Below are 16,748 nucleotides of genomic sequence, written 5' to 3'. Positions count from 1 at the left end.
TCAACAGAGGTGCTCTATCACAAGCACCCCGCGACTGAGTACGCTCCGTACGAGGCCGTAGCACTCTCTGTAGCGCTTTCTCGGCGCCTTCTGCCCCGTCCCGACGTCCCGGCGCGTCGCCGGTTTCGCATCTCCCGGCCCCGGCCGGTCCCTCCATTGCACGCACGCACGAACTTGGGGCCTGCTCATGGACGTCTCTTTCCTCGGCGGACCACACCCTCAACGCGGTGTAGGTGTCGTCGCCCCTTTCGACTTCGCACTCGACCGGGAGCTCTGGCGCTGGGTGCCGGACGAGATCTCCCTCCACCTGACGCGCACGCCGTACGTGCCCGTCGAGGTAAGCCTTGACCTGGCACGACTCGTCAGCGAGCACGAAACGCTCGCCGAGGCGGTGCGCGCGCTGAGCGCCGCGGAGCCCGAAGTTCTGGCGTACGCCTGCACGTCGGGAAGCTTCGTCGGCGGCATCGCGGGTGAGCGCGCGATGTGCGAGGCCATGAACCGCGAGGGCGCGGTCTCGGCCGTCACGACCTCGGGCGCGCTGCTCGAAGCGCTCGACGATCTGGGCGCGCGGCGCATCGCGCTCGTCACGCCCTACACCTGGTCGGTGACCCAGTCCCTGGAGCACTACCTGGCCGAATCCGGTGTGTCCGTCACCGGTCGCGCCTATCTGGGCCTGACCCGGCACATCTGGAAGGTGCCGTACAAGGACGTGGCGGAGATGGCGCGGCGGGCGGTGCTGGGCGGGGCCGACGCGCTCTTCATCAGCTGCACCAACCTCGCGACGTACGACGTCATTCCGCAGCTGGAGGCCGAGCTGCGGATGCCGGTGATCTCCGCGAACCAGGTGACGATGTGGTCCGCCCTGCGCCGTCTGGGTACCCATGCCGTAGGGCCCTACCAGGCGCTGATCAATCCGAGTGCCAGGCCGGGCGCGGGTCCGGTCGCCGGGCCGGGCGAGCTGCCCGGTGTGGTACCGGTCGATCCGCCCCAGGGGCTGCCCGAAGGACCACCAACGCTGCCTTGAAGGAGGCTGGAAGTGACCGCACTTGGTTTCCTCTATCCGGGTCACTCGGCTGAGGACGAGTACCCCCGCATGGAACAGATGCTGGGGAGTGACGTCCGGCTGCAGGTCGTCCACACCGACATCGGCGAGGACGCGCACCGGGTGGACGCGCTCCTGGAGATGGGGTCGACGGCACGGCTCGCCGCCGGGGTCGAGGAGTTGCGTCTGGCCGGGGCGGAGGCGGTGGTGTGGGCCTGCACCAGCGCGAGCTTCGTCTTCGGCTGGGAGGGCGCGCACGACCAGGTCCGTGCGCTGGCCCGGACGGCGGGCCTGCCGGCGTCCAGCACGTCCTTCGCGTTCGCCCACGCGGTACGTGAGGTGGGCGCGGGGCGGGTCGCCGTGGCGGCCACGTACCCGGAGGACGTCGCTTCCCTCTTCGCCTCGTTCCTGAAGGCGGCCGGCACGGAGGTCGTGTCGACGCGGGGGAACGGGATCATCACTGCGGCGGAGGTGGGTACGTGGGGCTGGGAGGAGGTCCGTGCCATGGCCCACGCGGGCGACCACCCCGACGCGCAGGCGCTCCTGCTCCCGGATACGGCGCTGCATACGGCGGCGTATGTGCAGGCGCTGGAGGAGGAGCTGGGCAAACCGGTCCTGACGGCGAACCAGGTGACGGTCTGGGAAGCGCTGCGCCTGGCGACCCGGCGGGTGAACGCCCCCTCCCTGGGGGCGCTCTTCACTAAGGAGCCGGTGGTGCAGGTTCGGGAGTAGCGGCTGCTGCGGGGTCGGTCCGTGTGTGGGCCGGTCCGTGTGTGGGTCGGTCCGTGTGTGGGTCGGTGCCGCGCCGGTATGTCCGTCCTCGCTGTCGTCCGGTGGCCGCCCGGCCGCTGCGGTCCCGGAGCGCCGCGAACCGTGCTCCGGGCGGACATACCGGCACGTCCCCTCCCGAGCGCTCCCGACTGCGGGTAGTCGCTGGTCACTGCGGGGCAATCGGGCGGGTGGGCGGGAAAGGCTTGTTCGTTCAGGGGCGGATGCGGGGTTACGGGCGGGTGGGTGGGAGAGGTCTGTTCGTTACGGGGCGCCGCGGGGCAGGGGGCCGGGCATCGGGGAATAAAGCGGAGCCCCCCTCCTGTTGGGTCTGCGGAGTACGAAATACCGCACAAGCACCGCGCAGCAGGAGGCAGGCCCCCGTGACAGTGGACCCGAGCGACGACATCCGCGGCGAGCGGCACGGCAGCGCGCCGGTCCCGCTCTCCGTACTGGACCTGGTGACCGTGGGCGCGGGGCGTACCGCCACCGACGCCCTGAAGAAGAGCGTGGAGATCGCCAAGCTCGCCGAGGGGCGCGGATACCACCGCTACTGGGTGGCCGAGCACCACTCCATGCCGGGAGTGGCCTCCTCCTCACCGGCGGTCATCCTCGCCCACCTCGCCGCCCACACCGAACGCATCCGGCTGGGATCGGGCGGCGTCATGCTGCCCAACCACGCTCCTCTCGTCATCGCGGAGCAGTTCGGGACCCTGGAGGCGATGGCTCCTGGGCGTGTCGACCTGGGGCTCGGGCGCGCCCCGGGTACGGACGGTGCGACCGCCGCCGCGCTGCGCAGGACCGAGCGTCTCAATGAAGGCGCCGACGACTTTCCGCAGCAGCTCGCCGAGCTGACCCGCTTCTTGGACGACGACTTTCCCGACGGGCACCCGTACGGCCGTATCCACGCCGTCCCCGGCCCCGTCCAGGCCACCTCACCCGGCGGCGTCCAGTCCCCGCACCGCCCGCCCCTGTGGCTGCTCGGCTCCTCCGGCTTCAGCGCCCGCCTCGCCGGAGTCCTCGGTCTGCCCTTCGCCTTCGCCCACCACTTCTCGGCGCAGAACACGATCCCGGCGCTCGACCTCTACCGGGAGTCGTTCAAGCCGTCCGCCGTGCTCGATGCTCCGTACGCTCTCATCGGCGTCTCGGCTCTCGCCACGGATGAGGAGGGCGAAGCTCGGCGTCAGGTTCTTGCCGCCGCGCTGAACATGGTCCGGCTGCGCACCGGGAAGCCGGGGCTCGTCCCGACTCCCGAGGAGGCCGAGGCGTACGCGTTCAGTGACATGGAGCGGGAGTTCGTCAACAGCTGGAACTCCAACGTCATCCACGGCACCGCCGACCAGGTCCGCACCGGCCTCGACGACCTCGCCAAGCGCACCGGCGCCGACGAGTTGATGATCACGGCCAACGCACACAGCGGTGAAGTCCGGTTGAGGTCCTACGAGCTGATCGCCGACGCCTACGGGCTGCCCCGCGCCTAGCCTCAACTCGCCGCGAGCAGTGCGGAGATACGATCCGGCGTCACCGGGCGGGAGTACAGCCACCCCTGCCCGGTGTCGCAGCCGATCCGGCGCAGCCGTGCCGCCTGGGACGTCGTCTCCACGCACTCCGCGGTCACCGTCAGGCCCAGCCGGTGGGCGAGCTGCACCAGCGCCTCGACGATGACCTCGTCGGCGGGGTTGATGTGCGCCTCGCCCGCCTCCGCGTCGTACTGGAAGCCTCGTACGAAGGAGCCGTCCAGCTTGAGGACGGACACCGGAAGGCGGCTCAGGTAGGCCAGGTTCGAGTAGCCCGTGCCGAAGTCGTCGATGGCGATCCGCACCCCCATGTCGCTGAGCGACTGGAGAGCCTGCAGCGGGCGGCCCGCCGAGCCCATCACGGCCGACTCGGTGAGCTCCAACTGGAGCAGTTCGGGGCGGAGTTCCGTCTCGGCGAGGATCTCCTCCACGTCGGCCACCAGGTCCGAGTCCCACACCTGGCGCACCGCGACATTGACGCTCACGAAGACCGGCGGCCGCCCTGGGTGGTCCAGCTGCCACTGCCGGGCCTGGCGGCACGCGGTCCGCAGCACCCAGCGGCCCAGCTGCACGATCGAACCGTCCTCCTCGGCCAATCCGATGAACCGATTCGGCGTCAGCAGGCCGAAGCGCGGATGCTGCCACCGCACCAGCGCCTCGACCCCGCGCAGACCGCCGTCCTCCAGGCGCACCAACGGCTGGTAGTCCAGCAGGAATTCACCGCGATCGACGGCCGGACGCAGTGAGCTCGACAGCGACTGCCGCGTCATGCGGTGGGCGTTGCGCTCGGGGTCGAAGAGCGTCCAGCGGGCCTTGCCGTCCGACTTCGCCCAGTAGAGCGTCGTGTCGGCGGCCTGCATCAGGCACGTCGTCGTGGCCCCGGCGGCCCGCCGCTCCACGACGCCGATCGACGCCGAGACGGAGAGCCGCTGGCCCGACAGGTCGAAGGGCTCCTGCAGCGTCTTGAGCGCCGCTTCGGCGAGGTCGGCCAGCTGGTCCGTGCCCGTCGAGTCCTCCACGAGCAGCGCGAACTCGTCGCCGCCCAGCCGTGCGACCAGCGGCGCCGCCGTCCTGCCGTGGCCCGCCTCGTCGGCGCACCGCGTGAGCCGCTCCGCGACGGCCGCGAGCAGCCGGTCGCCGACCCGGTGGCCGAGGGTGTCGTTGACCGCCTTGAACCCGTCGAGGTCCAGATAGCAGAGGCCGATCCGGCCGGTGCCCGTGTCGTCGTACGCTCCCGCTTCGAGCGCGGCGGCGAGGCGTTCGAAGAACAGGCTGCGGTTGGGCAGCCGTGTCACCGGGTCGTGCATCTGGAGGTGCCGCAGCCGGGCCTGCAGCTCGCGGCGGGCGCTGATGTCGGTGGCGGCGAGCAGCACCGTGCGCCCGCCGGGCATCGGCGTGACGGTGACCTGGATCCACAGGGAATGCCCGTCGGGGTGTTTCAGGCGCCGGGTGCAGCGCAGCTTCGCCTGGCGGCCGCGGAGCACCTCGCGGTACGCGTGCCAGGTGCGGGCCTCCGACGCCAGGTCCACCAGATCGGCGGCGAGGCGGCCCGTCAGCTCGTCCGAGGTCGCGCCGAGCAACTCGGCGAGCGCGTCGTTCGCGTCGACGACGACGCCTTCGCCGTCGACGACGCCCAGGGCGAGAGGGGCGGCGGCGAAAGCGGCTCGGTGATCGGGCAGCTGCGCCGGACGGCGACGCTCCGTAGTGGGCGCCCCAGCGAGGTCGGGTGCTGTGATCGCTGTGGGCGCTTGGCCTTCAGACGTTCCGTTCACCACTTGCTCCCGCAGTGCAGTTGTTCGGCGAGGCCGGGCCCGCGCAGGAAAGTGTGCCGATCATAGGGGCTGGCCCGAGGGCGCATCCAGCCACAGCGCGGCGCCGCGTGGCGGCCGTCTCCGGCATAGGACAGGCGCATGCCCGGCATGGGTTTGGCGCCCACACGGCGACAGATCGTTTCTGCTCGACCCGGTACCGCTTCCTTTGCGCCTCAATCTTCCCGGCGACCACTTGTGACGTTCCGTGAGCGCTCGACGCGCCGCTCATCACCCGACCGGGTCAGACAAACAGGGCGTATTTGAATAAATCATCACAGGGTGGGTGGGATGCCCCGCAATCCGCACCCGGAGGTCGACGTGCCGCGTCAGCTACCCCCCTGGGGACTCACCCGTGGAGGGGAGAGACCCCGGTTGCGCAGCGCGGCCGCCGCCCTCACATCCCTGACCGCACTGGCCGCCACGGGGCTCGTCGCGGGTCCCGCGATCGCCCAGACCTCGGCGGTGCCCTGCGCGCTCCAGCGCACACCGGCGCATCACTCGGAGGGCCTGGACACCTGGAACGCCGCCTATCCGCGCCCCGAACGGACCCTCGACGCGGTGATGGTCTTCCTCTCCTTCCCCGACTCCCCGCCCCGGATCGACCCCGAGGACCTGGCGGCCGACTACTTCCCCGCCACCAGCCAGTTCTTCGACCGCGCCTCCTACGGCAAGTTCGCGCTGCGCCCGCACCCGCAGCGCGAGTGGGTCGAGATGCCGGACTACTCCACCGCGTACGCCATACAGCGCGACTGGAACGCGGCACGGCGCAGCGCCTATCTGCGGGACGCGGTGACCGCCGCCGATCCGCACGTGGACTTCTCGCGGTACGACGTCGTCTACTTCGTCGCGGACCCGGACGCGCCCGGCGTCGACTCGGACGCGACGAAGGTCGTCAACTTCGACCGGCCGATGCGGGCCGACGGCGCGGACATCAAGCGCATCGTCACGGTCTTCGAGCAGCATCCACCGGACCGCAACGTCCTCGCCCACGAGACCGGCCACGTCTTCGACCTGCCCGACCTCTATCACCGGCCGACGGACGGCGAGGGCGACTGGGACACGCACGTCGGCGACTGGGACGTCATGGGCAGCCAGTTCGGGCTCTCCCCCGACCTCTTCGGCTGGCACAAGTGGAAGCTCGGCTGGCTGGACGAGCGGCAGGTGGTGTGCGTGGAGGGCGGCGACCGGCGGCTGACCCTGGAGCCGCTGTCGGCGCGGCCCACGCGCGGTGGCGTCGGCGGCACCAAGCTGGCGGTCGTGCGCACGGGCCGTGGCAGTGCCATCGCCATCGAGGCGCGCGACGCGGCGGGCAACGACCGGGCGACCTGCCGGGAAGGAGTGCTCGCCTATCGCGTACGCAACGAGGCGCCCTCCGGTGGCGGCCCGGTCGAGGTCATCGACGCGCACCCGGACTCGGAGGCGTGCTGGGGCGCATCGGTGTATCCGCCGCTCGCGGACGCGCCGGTGGGGGCGGGGGAGAGCTTCACGGTGCCGGACGAGGACGTACGCATCGAGGTCGAGGGGCGGACGGCGACGGGGGCGTGGACGGTGAAGGTGTCGGTGGGCTGAGCCGTCCCCGACATCTTGTCGGCGCCGAGGATGAAGGAAGCGCCGGGCATGAGGAAAGCGCCGGATATGAGGAAAGTGCCGGACATGAGGAAAGTGCCGGACATGAAAGAAGCCCCCCGCTTGCGCGAGGGGCTTCTTTCTGTCTGTGCGCCGTCAGGGACTCGAACCCCGGACCCGCTGATTAAGAGTCAGCTGCTCTAACCAACTGAGCTAACGGCGCCTGCTGACGTCGTAGACCTTAGCACTCTGATCGCCGCCAGGAAAAATCGAAATACGGACCGCGGAGCCCGCCGCCGCACGGGCCGCGCGGACGCAGGCCCAGAGCGTCATCTCGGGCCCCGGCAGCCAGGGGTGCCGGGTGTCGGGGGCGACGAGCCAGCGCGATTCGAGGTGCCCTTCGAGGGGGCCGGACCGCTCGGTCTCCCCGTGTTCCGCGGTGAGCGGCGGCACCGTCACCGCGTCCCCCATGCCGTGGCAGAGCACGCCCGGCACGGCGCGGCCCCACTCCTCCCACTCGAGCAGCGAGGGCAGCCGCTGGGCGGTGCCGGGGGCGGTGAAGAGCAGCATGCGGCCGCGGTGCGCGGCGACGGGGCCCGAGCCGGGGCCTTCGTCCCACAGGCGGTCGAGCATCCGCCGGCCGAAGACCGCGGGGACGCTCACCACGTCGAAGACGGAGCCGCAGGGCAGGACGGCCGGGGCGGTGGGGCGGTTGCGCCAGTGGGACAGGGCGCTGCGGGGATACGTTTCCGCGGAGGCGAGCCAGGCGGCTCCCTCGGTGGTGACGTCGGAGATGTCCTGGACGTCGGCGGGGTGGGGATCCGGGTGGAGGCGCGTGCTGCTCATGGCGACTACATCTACCGGTGGTGAAGGTTCCATTTCTGAGAGTTGCCAGAAATCAGGACAACAGGGGGTGGGAGGGAGTACCTTGCCCCCATGGCATATGCCCCGTGATCTTCTTCCGGGGCCCGGAGCGCCCTTCGCGCCCCCTGTCCGGCGCCTCTCAGGCCTCCGGACCGCCGCCGCCCGCACCGGCCCCGCGCAGCAGGTCCCGGCCGAACTCGACCATCTTCTTCGCGTAGTCCTCGGTCCACTGCGCGCGCTCAGCGATCGCGGCGGGCGTCAGCCGGTCGAAGCGCCGGGGGTCGGCGAGCTGGGCGGCCGCGATCGCCTGGAACTCGACCGCACGGTCCGTCGCGGCACGGAAGGCGTGGGTCAGCTCGGTGGCGCGGGCCAGGAGCTCACGAGGGTCCTCCATCGACTCCAGGTCGAAGAAGTGCTCCGGGTCGGCGACTGCTTCCGCGGGCTCGAAGAGCAGGGGCGCGGGTCGCAGACGCTGTTCGGTCCGGGGCCGCTCGGGCTCCGCCATGGTTCTTCCTCCTCGTACGGTTTCCGGCCGTGGGGCCGACTTCCATTCTCCCTTGCTGCGCAAGGGGGCCGTGGGCCCTGGGCTGTGGGGGTTCCAGGATTTCCGCGCACCGCCAGAGCTAGGGCCGCCATGCCACTCGGTGTTCGGCGAGGCGGGCCAGTACCGCGTGGTTCGCTTCCCAGCCATCCGGGCTGTTTCTCTTGGCCGCCTCCGGCGGCGTGCCGGACTCCGTCCGGCGTTTGGGGTGTGGTGCGCCTGCGGGTTCACGGTCGCCATGCCACTCGGTGTTCCGCGAGGCGGGCCAGTACCGCGTGGTTCGCTTCCCAGCCGTCTGGGCTGTTTCTCTTGGCCGCCTCCGGCGGCGTGCCGGACTCCGTCCGGTGTTTGCGGTGTGGTGGGCCGGCGGGTTCACGGTCGCCATGCCACTCGGTGTTCGGCGAGGCGGGCCAGTACCGCGTGGTTCGCTTCCCAGCCGTCTGGGAACTTCACGGTGACGCCCAGTTGGACCGGTTCCGTCGACGGGTGGTCGTCGAGCAGTTCGCTGACGCCCGCGCGGCAGATCACGATGCAGGCGTGGCGGTGGCGGGACGCCAGGACGCACAGGCGGCCCGTCTCCAGGTGGAACGCGGTGGCGTCCGGGCGGCCGGAGAGCGGGTGCAGGACCACCGTCACGTCGAACTCGCGGCCCTGGAGCCGGTTCGCGGTGTCCACCGTGACGTCTCTTACGCCCATTTCCGCGAGGATCGCCCGCACCGCCGCCGCCTGGTCGCGGTGGGCGGTGCCGACGGCGATGCGGTCGGCCGTCAGGGGCGTGGGTTCCGGGCCGCGCTCCGACGTGGCCGCGCCGCCCCGGTCCAGGAGCCGCCGCACGACCTGGGCCACCGCGCGCACGGCCTCGGGGTCGGTCCGCGGCGTGTTCCGCGCGGGCAGTTCCAGCAGGCCCCAGCCCGACTCCGCCGCCTCGTCGATCACCCGGTCCGGGCCCGAACCGTCCGACGGAACACCGAAGCCGAGTTTCCTGTCGCCGTGGTCCGTGCCGCTGCGGAAGGGCGTGTACGGATAGAACGCCGCCGACACCAGCGGGGCCGCCGACGCCGGGAGCCGCCAGGACACCGGCAGGCGGTGCTGCGGCAGTTCGGGATTGTGCGCGAGCAGCGTCGTCACCGCGCTCGCCGAAGGGTCGTACGCGAGACCGGCCCACTGCTCGGCGCCCACGATCGAGAACGGGTCGAGCTGGCCCGGGTCGCCCACGAACAGGGCCCGCTCGAAGAGCCCGGCCACGGCGAGCAGCGCGTCCGAACGCATTTGGTACGCCTCGTCCACGATGGCGTGCCGCCAGGGCTCCACGTCCTTGACGTGCGCCCACTTCGCCGCGGTGGACACGACGACGTCCAGGCCCGCCAGGTCGGCGGCCTTCGTGGACGTACGGACGAAGGGCAGGTCGTCCAGGGCCTTGTCGTACGCGTCCGGGTCACTGCTGTGCAGACGGCCCACCGGCAGCTCGGGGTCCTTCTCGGCGAGGCGCAGAACCAGGTCGTCCACCTGCGCGTTCGTCTGCGCGATCACCATCAACGGGCGCCCGGCGGCCGCCAGTTCGCGGGCCGCGCGGACGACGAGGGTCGACTTGCCCGCGCCGGGCGGCGAGTCGACGACGACACCGCGGTGCGCGCCGTGCAGCGTGTCGTGCAGGATCGCGTCCGTGGCGCGGGTGGCCGCGGCGCCCGGGTCGAAGGAGGCGCGGTCGAAGGGGGCGGTCGGACTCACAGGGTGTCCTCCGGCGTCACGGGGTCAGGGCGCTCGGCGGCGTCGCCCGGCGGGCCGCCGTGGGTCCAGGGAGTCGCCTCGGGTTCGGGCAGCTTGGGGCCGCCGCGCTGCTCGTGCTCGAAGAGCGTCCAGCAGACGCGGTCGCCCTTCTCCGGCACGGAACCGGGCTCGGGCTCCTTGCCGCGCCCCATCTTGTCGGTGACGCGCAGGACGACGATTCCCTCGCCCTCGTACGTCACGAACTCGGCCGTCTGCGGCTTGCCCTGCAGCGAGCGGTACACCTTCGCGCGCTCGGCCAGGTGCGGGTGGTCGTCCGTGCGGACCGTGACCAGGGGGCGCGGCCTCGGGCTCTTGCCCTCGCTGTACGCCATGACCACCTCGGTCACCTCGCCGGCGAAGGCCTCGCCCGCGAGCCTGCGGCCGGCCATCACCAGCGGGTCGTCGAGCGCTTCCTGGGCCTCCAGCCTGGCCTGTTCGCGCTCGCGCGTGGCGAGCTTGTTCGCCGCCGTCACCGCGTCGTCGACGCGGGGCTGCGGGGGTTCGCCCGCCGTCACGCGGTCGCGGTGGCCGGTGAACGACCAGCGGTCGCGGGTCCAGCGGTCGGCGGCGCGCGGGGCCTCGGGAAGCGTGCAGAGCGCGTCGAGACCGCGCCACACCGCGTCCCAGGTGGGGCGGGTCCTGCTCTCGATCAGGGAGCGGATCTCCCGCTCGGCGGCAGCCAGTTCGGCGAGGCGGGCGTCCGCCTGGATGCCGTCCTCGGCGGTGGCGAGGGTGCCGCGCGCGCGGTCGTAGCGCTCGATGGCCGGGGCGAGGAGGCGGTTGTCGAACGCCGGGTCCGTGGCGGGGCCCGCGGGCGGGCAGAGCAACTGACCGTCCTTGTCCCGCGCCAGCTCGGCGCGGAGCGCGGCCTCGGCGCCGGACGTGCCTTCCGGGGCCTCGATCCAGGCGAGCAGGGCGCCCAGGTGCTGGTCCTCCAGGCTGGACTGCCCGGTGGCCCAGTGCCGGGAGAGCAGTTCGGTCATGGCGACGAGGAGGGAGGAGCCGGGAACCCGGGCGCGCTCCCCGAAGTGGGTCAGCCAGCGGCCGAGGAGGGGGACGCGCGGCGGGGCGGGGTAGGGCGTCTCAGGGTCCTGCTCCGCGGTGCGGCGGAAGCGGGTGGAGCGGCCGATGAGCCGTACGAAGTCGATGCCGGCGCGGCTGGGGACGATCAACTGCGGTGCGTCCGCGCAGAGTTCGACCTCCACCTTGACCCGCTTGCCGGTCTCCGGGTCCGTCTCGCTGCGTTCCGCCGCCTCGACGTCGTCCGTGAACGAGTCGACGTACTCCAGGACGGTGTCCGCGAGTTGGGCGAGGAAGGTGAAGCGCAGGTCGCGGTCGCGGGGCTGCGGCACGATGAGCACGCGGGGCGAGGTCCGCTCCGTCCCGACGAGCGCGCCGAGCGGGGCGCCTGCCTCGCCGGCGGTGATGAGGGGGACGAGGACGAGGGGGCGCTGGGAGAGGTGCCGGTGCCGGGTCGTTGCTCTGGGCTGGGCGCGGCCGGTGGCCACCGCCTCCAGGCGGGCGAGGTTGTCGATCAGTGACACTGGGTCGCCTCTCCCTGCGGGGCCGTTGCACGGGGCTTTGGCGGTGCGCTGTCCGTCGTCGCCTGTTCGCCGCCGTCGTCGCCTGACGCGCCCCGGGGCGCTGCGCGGTGCGGCGGCCTCTGCGGGCCGTCATCCGCTGCTGCCCCGCCGCTTCGCGGCGGATTTTCCCCACTCGCCCACCCGATCACCCGGCGACATCCGCCCACCGAAGGGCCGGCCAGCGGGTGGGCGGGCCGGTGGAGCGCGGCCACCGGAAAGCTCCGGAACGGGTGGGCGGTCGGGAAGCCAGATGCAGCCGCAGCGCACGGGAGAGCGCGGCGGTACGGGAGAGCGTGGCGGTACGGGAGAGCGTGGCGGTACGAGACAGCGCGGCCGTACGAGACAGCGCGGCCGTACGGGAAGGTGTGGCGGTTCGAGAGAGCGCGGCGGTACGGGAGAGCGTGGCGGTACGGGAGAGCGTGGCGGTACGAGACAGCGCGGCCGTACGAGACAGCGCGGCCGTACGGGAAAGTGTGGCGGTTCGAGAGAGCGCGGCCGTACGGGAGAGCGCGGCGGTTCGAGACAGCGCGGCGGAGCACGCCGGGCAGCCGCGTCACATACGCGGTCAGCACGGCGTACCCCCCGCCGCTTCCACGCCCGAGGCGCCCACGCCCGCCGCTTCCACGCCCGAGGCGCCCACGCCCGCCGCTTCCACGCCCGAGGCGCCCACGCCCGACAACGCCTCAGCGCGCAGTGCCGCCGCCCGCCGCAGTGCCGCCACCGCCGGGTCCGCGGGATCGCCCGATGTGCCGTTCGCCGCCGACAGGACCCCGGCGACCGTCGTCAGACCGCCCAGCTCGCCCCGCAGCGAGCGGCCCAGGGACGTCACCGCGCCCTCTTCGCGGGAGCGTTCGCGGCAGTGGAAGGCCAGTTCGCAGGCGGCCAGGCACTCGGGGGCGTACGTCGCCGGGACCGATTCGACCGCCGCGGTCAGGTCGGCGGCGGGGCGGGACACGTCGAACGTCGTGCCCTCCGGAAGCGCTGCCGCGATGTCCTCGATGCGGGTCAGGCGCGCCAATTGGCGCCTGGTCACCGAGAGTTGTTTGCGCACGTCGATCGCCGACGCCGTCGGGAGGTTCGAGAAGTCCTTGGGGCAGACCAGGAGCACGTGATGGCGGACCTGGGGCGCCGGGTCCAGGTGCGCGGCCACCCGCTCGAGGGCCAGTGCGTACACCGCCGCCTGGCGCGCCGCGGCGCCCACCTTCGCCGCGTCCGCCGAACCGTCGATCATCGGGAAGGACTTGATCTCCACGACCGTCCAGGTGCCGTCGGGGTGGATCACCACCGCGTCCGGTTCGAGGAAGGCGGGGGTCCCGGCGACGTCGAGCGCCAGCATGGGGTGGTCCAGGAGGGTCCAACCCTCCGTGGACGTCGCCTCGCGCAGGGCGAGGGACGTGCGGGCCGCGCGGCCCTCGGGGCCCACCGCGGTCAGGTCCGGGACCGACGACTCGCCCGGCACCGGCTCGGGTCCGCCCCCGAGCCGCCCGTGCGCCAGACGCAGCAGCTCCGCGCCGCCGTCCGCCTTGACCTTCGCCTCGAAGGCGTTGCCCCGCATGAACGCGAACTGCGACTGCCCGAAGGAGGCGGGGGAGCCGAGCGACTGGGCGAGCGTCGCCTTGTCCACGCCCGCCCCGTCGAGCAGTGCCCGCCGCCGGCACCCCGGGTTCGCGGCGAGGGCGGCCAGCGCGCGGGCGTCGAGCGGCTGCGCGGGGACGTCCGGTCCGCGCAGCTCAGCGAGCCGCTGTCGGAGTGCTGTCCCCCGCTTCGGCGGGTCGGGCACTCGGCTCGGCGCCTGGCTCGGCGGGCCGCTTGCGCGGCCGGGGAATTCGCTCACCTGTCGAAGTCTGGCACCCGCCACTGACAATTGAGGACTCTGGGGCTGACGAGGCCGCGGCCACGCCCACGACGGACGGCGACTTCGGCCTCGCCACCATGCCCGAAGACGGCCGCGCGGCCGCGAACGGCACACCCATTCTGGCCTTCACCCGGTCCGCGAGCCGCAGCACCGGCCGGGCCAGGAGCAGCCCGATGCCCATCACGACGGCGCCCGCGACGGCGTCGAGGAAGTAGTGGTTCGCGGTGCCCATCACGACGATCGTGGTGATCAGGGGATACCCCACCGCCGCGACCCTGGCCAGCGGCGAACGCCCGTGACGCCACAGGATCACCCCGCACCACAGCGCCCACCCCACGTGCAGGCTCGGCATCGCCGCGTACTGGTTGGTCATGCCGCCGAGCCCGCGCGGCGCACTCGCCTCGCCGCCCCACCAGCCGAAGTCGCTGTACTGCGCCATGGTGTCGACGAAGCCGTGGCCCTCGCTCAGCAGGCGGGGCGGGCAGGTCGGCAGGAGCGTGAAGCCGATCAGGCCGATCATGGTGGAGGTCATCAGCCACGCGCGTGCGGCGCGGTAGTGGACCGCGCGGCTGCGGAAGAGCCAGACGAGGATCAAGGGCGTCGCCAGATAGTGCAGCGACGCGTACCAGAAGTCGGCGGGGACACCTATCCACGAGTGGTCGGTGAAGAGACGGTTCAGCGGGTTCTCGGCGTTCAGGCGCAGGAACTTCTCGACGCGGAGTATGCCGAGGCCGTGGTCGACCGCGGTGGACACGTCGCCGCGCGCCAGCAGCCTGCCGGCCGAGTACGCGGCGTACACCAGCACGATCAGCGGCAGCTCCGTCCACCAGCGAAGCCGAAGCCCGCTGATGCCTCCGGTGCCCGGAGCGTCGGTCTGCGGCATCCGGTCGGTCCCCCATCCTCTTTGGTCATGCGGTGTTCGCCGCCGCCTCACTTTACGGCGTACGCGAGAGCGCGCTGCGGCGGTCCCCGGTCGTCTTAGACGCAGAGATCGACGAGCGGGTTGCTCCTGGCGGGCACCAGTGATCGCGATCCGGCGCGTGAGTGATGATGGAAGGTACGGACAGCTGTCTGTCCACAGAATTCGCTCTATGACAGCTGATGGTCTCGACCGATGAGGACGACCGTCGGCTCGGGAAAGGCTCGACATGGCACCGCGCATCCTGCTGGCCCGGCACGGACAGACGGAGTGGTCACTGTCCGGCAAGCACACCGGCAGGACGGACATCCCGCTCCTCGAAGAGGGCCGCGACGGCGCGAAGCTCCTGGGCGAGCGTCTGCACCGCGCCCCCTTCGACGGGCTCCCGGACGTCGAAGTGCGCACCAGCCCTCTCGTGCGTGCCCGCGAGACCTGCGAGATCGCCGGCTTCGGGGACCGCGCCACTCCCTGGGACACGCTCATGGAGTGGGACTACGGCTCCTACGAGGGGATGACCCCGGCCGAGATCCAGGACGTACGCCCCGGCTGGTTCATCTGGCGCGACGGCGTCCCCGGGGGCGAGACCCTGGAGCAGATCACCGCCCGCGCGGACGAGGTGGTGGCCTGGGCGCGCGGCGCGGACCGTGACGTCCTGGTCTTCGCGCACGGGCACATCCTGCGGTCCATCGGCGCACGCTGGCTGGGCCTCGGCGTCGACTTCGCCGCCCGCATCCGCCTCAACCCGACCTCGATCTCCACCCTCGGCTGGGCCTACGGCGAACCGGCCGTCGAGTCGTGGAACGACACCGGGCACCTGGCCTAGCCGCCAAGGGCGTACGGGCGGCTATCCCGCCCGCGGCAACGAAGCATGCTGCTCCAGGAAGCCGCACACCCCCGAGGCGCGCCGGTGCGGAAGCAGCACCCGGGCCGTCGTGGCGAGCATCGACTGGATGCGCGATGACTGCACCTCGTCCAGGAGCCCGATCACCCGCACGCCCGCCGTCGCCGCCTCGTCCGGGCGGCCCGCGCGGGCCAGGTCGTCGGCGAGCTCCGCGGTGTACAGGGCGATGTTCCGGGTGAACTGCGGGGTCTGCGCCGACGCCACGCCCGCCGCGCGCCGCGCGTGCCGCACCGCCCGCCCCCAGTCGCCGAGCGCCGACCAGCACTGCGCCTCAAGGCCCTCCAGCTCGGCCGGGCCGTAGAAGCTCATCCACTCCGGGTCGGCGTCACAGGGGCCCCGGTCGAAGAGGGCGTGCGCGCGGGTCAGCGACTGCTCGCAGCCGGCCCGGTCGCCGAGCCCCGCCCAGCCGCCGGCCTCGCGCAGCGCGAGGAGCGAGAGCAGCCGGGGCGACGCGAGGTGCCGGGCTGCGCGCGTTGCCGCCTGGGACGCCCGCACCGCCTCCCGGGGCCGCCCGGCGTCGCGCGCCAGGAACGCCGTGTTGCAGAAGGCGTGTGCCTCCAGGGCCGGATCGGAGGCCATCCGGGCCGTCGCGAGCGCCTCCGCGTAGTGCGAGCGCGCGTCGTCGAAGCGGCCGGAGTCGTGCGCCAACCAGCCCACGGAGATGGCCAGTTCACCGGCGCCCGCGTGCAGCCGGTCCGCCGTGGACTGGCGGGTGGTGCCCGCGTCGAGCAGGGCGTAGGCGGTCCGCAGCGGGGCGGCGGCGCGGCGGTAGAGGCCGTCGGCGCCGTGCCGGTCGTCGAGCAGCCGGATCTTCCGTACGGCTTCCTCGACCGCGCTCACCTCGGCCTCGCCCGCCTTGCCGCCGCGCTGGGCGGTGGCCTCGGCCGGGTTCGGGGCGGCGAGCAGCCCGAAGGGCCCCATCGAGGCGGCGGCCACGGTGGCCGTGCCGCTCATGAATGCGCGACGCCGCACGTCGCTCTCCTCGTGGCTCTGGATCTCGTACGGGTCGTACTCGTGCTCTTCGGGGCCACAAGGCCCGGGCGGAGCAGACTCATACAGCTGGATCGTGGTGTGTGGGGCGGGCGCGCCGGACCCGGCGCGCGCCCCCCGTCCGCGCACTGCGGAGCGGGGTGCGAACCCCAGGTCCGTCAGCGTCCGGCCGGGAAACAGGTGCAGGAACACCCGCTCGTACGCGTAGTTGGGGCAGCGGATCTCGCCCGCCTCGACGCGTCCGATGTAACGGGCGTCGCAGCTGACGCGCTCCCCGATGTCGCGAGCGGCCCGGCGGATCACGGCGGCGAACTCGCCCGGCGAGCGCTGTCCGCGCAGGTGACGGAAGCGAAGGTTCGGTCGTGGGGACGGAGTTGACGATGCCATCGGTGACGACGCCATGGCCTGACCCTCTCGTACGGATCGTGCCGGAGTGCGCCGAATCCTGTGGATCCGGCGATGCTGCCCCTGTTCCGGCGGAGCACGAACGTACCCGCTGTGATGGGGACGGCACGCGGAGTTTGGCTACAAACCGGATATCTCACCCATGATCTGCCATGAAGTGCCATCCTTTGCGGCGGCATTCCGCCGTAGCTGTTGACGCCGTCCCGCGTTGAACCATGA

General features: G+C 72.3%; 13 protein-coding genes and 1 tRNA gene. 5 read left to right on the top strand and 9 right to left on the bottom strand.

From position 1 onward, the window contains the following. The first annotated feature begins 187 nt into the window (after positions 1 to 187). From ACZ6ZP_RS05675 to ACZ6ZP_RS05665, 3 genes are all read left to right on the top strand, one after another. On the top strand, positions 188 to 1,024 hold the full coding sequence (locus ACZ6ZP_RS05675) for a maleate cis-trans isomerase family protein (protein ID WP_361470628.1): 837 nt from the start codon (positions 188 to 190) through the stop codon (positions 1,022 to 1,024). A 12-nt stretch (positions 1,025 to 1,036) separates the two neighbouring features. Next, positions 1,037 to 1,774: a maleate cis-trans isomerase family protein gene (locus ACZ6ZP_RS05670; protein WP_351164682.1), complete on the top strand. Its 738-nt coding sequence runs from the start codon at positions 1,037 to 1,039 to the stop codon at positions 1,772 to 1,774. A 419-nt stretch (positions 1,775 to 2,193) separates the two neighbouring features. Continuing rightward, a complete protein-coding gene (locus ACZ6ZP_RS05665; protein WP_351164680.1) occupies positions 2,194 to 3,291 on the top strand; it encodes an LLM class flavin-dependent oxidoreductase in 1,098 nt (365 codons plus the stop codon). 2 nt (positions 3,292 to 3,293) lie between these two features. Here the strand turns inward: ACZ6ZP_RS05665 and ACZ6ZP_RS05660 are convergent, their stop codons facing one another. After that, a complete protein-coding gene (locus tag ACZ6ZP_RS05660) occupies positions 3,294 to 5,099 on the bottom strand; it encodes a putative bifunctional diguanylate cyclase/phosphodiesterase (RefSeq protein WP_469405643.1) in 1,806 nt (601 codons plus the stop codon). Positions 5,100 to 5,426: 327 nt separating this feature from the next. On the opposite strand from ACZ6ZP_RS05660, the gene ACZ6ZP_RS05655 reads away from it, so the two are divergent. Continuing rightward, positions 5,427 to 6,707: a M6 family metalloprotease domain-containing protein gene (locus tag ACZ6ZP_RS05655; protein ID WP_351164678.1), complete on the top strand. Its 1,281-nt coding sequence runs from the start codon at positions 5,427 to 5,429 to the stop codon at positions 6,705 to 6,707. Between the two features lie 146 nt (positions 6,708 to 6,853). Here the strand turns inward: ACZ6ZP_RS05655 and ACZ6ZP_RS05650 are convergent. The 7 genes from ACZ6ZP_RS05650 to ACZ6ZP_RS05620 form a co-directional block, all read right to left on the bottom strand. Beyond that, a tRNA-Lys gene (locus ACZ6ZP_RS05650) sits at positions 6,854 to 6,927 on the bottom strand. After that, on the bottom strand, positions 6,918 to 7,550 hold the full coding sequence (locus ACZ6ZP_RS05645; RefSeq protein ID WP_469405640.1) for a bifunctional DNA primase/polymerase: 633 nt from the start codon (positions 7,548 to 7,550) through the stop codon (positions 6,918 to 6,920). The genes ACZ6ZP_RS05650 and ACZ6ZP_RS05645 overlap by 10 nt, the downstream gene beginning before the upstream one ends. Positions 7,551 to 7,707: 157 nt before the next feature. After that, positions 7,708 to 8,073 carry a hypothetical protein gene (locus tag ACZ6ZP_RS05640; protein ID WP_249589766.1) on the bottom strand — a complete coding sequence of 122 codons (366 nt, stop codon included), beginning with the start codon at positions 8,071 to 8,073 and terminating at the stop codon, positions 7,708 to 7,710. 408 nt (positions 8,074 to 8,481) lie between these two features. Then, positions 8,482 to 9,837, bottom strand: coding sequence for an AAA domain-containing protein (locus tag ACZ6ZP_RS05635; RefSeq protein ID WP_351164676.1), 1,356 nt, complete (start codon positions 9,835 to 9,837; stop codon positions 8,482 to 8,484). Next, entirely contained in the window at positions 9,834 to 11,420 is a 1,587-nt protein-coding gene (locus ACZ6ZP_RS05630) for a hypothetical protein (protein ID WP_351164675.1), read from the bottom strand. Before ACZ6ZP_RS05630 ends, ACZ6ZP_RS05635 begins: the two co-directional genes overlap by 4 nt. 604 nt (positions 11,421 to 12,024) lie before the next feature. Further along, entirely contained in the window at positions 12,025 to 13,239 is a 1,215-nt protein-coding gene (locus tag ACZ6ZP_RS05625) for a hypothetical protein (protein WP_383822497.1), read from the bottom strand. Next, positions 13,190 to 14,197, bottom strand: coding sequence for a phosphatase PAP2 family protein (locus ACZ6ZP_RS05620; RefSeq protein ID WP_469405637.1), 1,008 nt, complete (start codon positions 14,195 to 14,197; stop codon positions 13,190 to 13,192). Before ACZ6ZP_RS05620 ends, ACZ6ZP_RS05625 begins: the two co-directional genes overlap by 50 nt. Positions 14,198 to 14,462: 265 nt before the next feature. Between ACZ6ZP_RS05620 and ACZ6ZP_RS05615 the strand changes: the two genes are divergently transcribed. Next, on the top strand, positions 14,463 to 15,056 hold the full coding sequence (locus tag ACZ6ZP_RS05615; RefSeq protein WP_469405635.1) for a histidine phosphatase family protein: 594 nt from the start codon (positions 14,463 to 14,465) through the stop codon (positions 15,054 to 15,056). Positions 15,057 to 15,077: 21 nt separating this feature from the next. On the opposite strand, the gene ACZ6ZP_RS05610 is transcribed toward ACZ6ZP_RS05615, so the two are convergent. Further along, positions 15,078 to 16,526: a tetratricopeptide repeat protein gene (locus ACZ6ZP_RS05610; RefSeq protein ID WP_383822500.1), complete on the bottom strand. Its 1,449-nt coding sequence runs from the start codon at positions 16,524 to 16,526 to the stop codon at positions 15,078 to 15,080. Between the last annotated feature and the right edge of the window lie 222 nt (positions 16,527 to 16,748).

This window comes from Streptomyces sp. NPDC054047 (assembly GCF_055585065.1).
Note: the sequence above shows the minus strand (reverse complement) of the source record. Positions and strands in the feature narration are given on the sequence as shown.